The 1,313-nt window shown below is 62.5% G+C and carries 1 protein-coding gene; it reads right to left on the bottom strand.

The window, feature by feature from the left end; genetic code table 11:
- On the bottom strand, positions 1–1,214 hold a 1,214-nt coding region (locus BT108_RS13270), incomplete at its 3' end, for a methane monooxygenase/ammonia monooxygenase subunit B (RefSeq protein ID WP_072295028.1).
- Positions 1,215–1,313 lie beyond the last annotated feature (99 nt).

Raw genomic sequence — 1,313 nt, 5'->3', positions numbered from 1 at the left:
GCGATGCTGTTGATGTTGCGATCGCCCGTGTCGCTCCAGGTCATCAGCAGGCCGCCAAACCGGCTCTCCGGGTCGCCCAGGAGCGCCATCAGCCGCTGTACTTCCCACAGCGCGTCCTTCGCTTCCATCTTGATCTCGCGCGTCTCTCCCGGTTGGATCGGGGTCTCGTTGTCAAACGACAGGCCGGTGGCCACCAACTCCTTCGGGTAGTTGCGATCCAGGTGCTTCAATCCCACCTTGTTGATGAATCTCACGCCCGCCGTGGTGAATTCGCCAATCCGGTAGGCAGCGTCGCCGCTGTTGGTCACCGTCATGGTCACCCGCAGCGCCCGCCCCGGTACGTCGTAGTTGGCGTGCGTCACCTTGATCGCGATCGGGTTGGGTTTCACCGGCAGCGGGTGCACCTTCGATTCGCCCGCCTGGATCGGTACCGTGTACGGGTGCTTGGTCTCGGTGTAGCGGTAGCCTCCCCAGACGATCGCAAAGGTGGCGATCAGGACGATCCACGCCACTTTCCGATCCATGGGATCCAGCAGCAGCTCGTCTCCGAATGCCAGCAGTACCCGGCTGCGCGGCAGGAACATGGGCCGGGCAACGTAGTAGCCAATCCAGAAGATCCCCAGTCCCAGCCATACGGCGTGCCAGAATATGCCGTTGCTGAAGTTGAAGGTCTCGGTGTCGATGGTCTCTCCCGTCAGCAGCTTGACCGGGTTCACGAAGTCGTCCCAGCTGCCCGTGATGTTCATCCATGCCGCAGGCCCCGCAATCGGGCCGGCATCCTTGATGTTCACCATGGCGTGCATGTGGTGGCGCCCAGGAATACGGGCCTTGAGCTTGACTTCGAATGCGTAGTCCCGTCCAATCTCCATCGGGCCCGAGATCATGGTGGGCTCGCCGTTGAGCTTGGTCGACAACCGTACGAATACCGGGCTCGGGCTGCCCACGTTGAAGAAGGCCCGTCCAGGCTTGCCCACCGCGCGCGGCCAGTCTTCGGCCAGGTGGAATTTGCCGGTCATGCTCGCCAGGTCGTTGACCTTGGTGGTCTCCGGCCCCCATTTCATGTCGTACCACTGGATGGTGCGCATGCGCAGGAACGGTTCCTGGGAACGCTCGCCATGGGCCGACGCCGGGGCGATGTCAAGCGCGCTCAGCGCCAGGGTCGCCAGTCCGTACAGGCCTACTACGCTCAGCTTGAGCAGGTGTCTTGCGTTCATTATTTGATCCCCTCCGGAAAGCCTTCTTCGCCGAATGCGGTGACGTCGTTCTTCATGCTGACGCGCCCGCGCGGGCCTTTCACGTAGTAGAACGCGGTG

The organism is Nitrosovibrio sp. Nv17 (assembly GCF_900119085.1).
GTDB lineage: Bacteria > Pseudomonadota > Gammaproteobacteria > Burkholderiales > Nitrosomonadaceae > Nitrosospira.
Note: the sequence above shows the minus strand (reverse complement) of the source record. Positions and strands in the feature narration are given on the sequence as shown.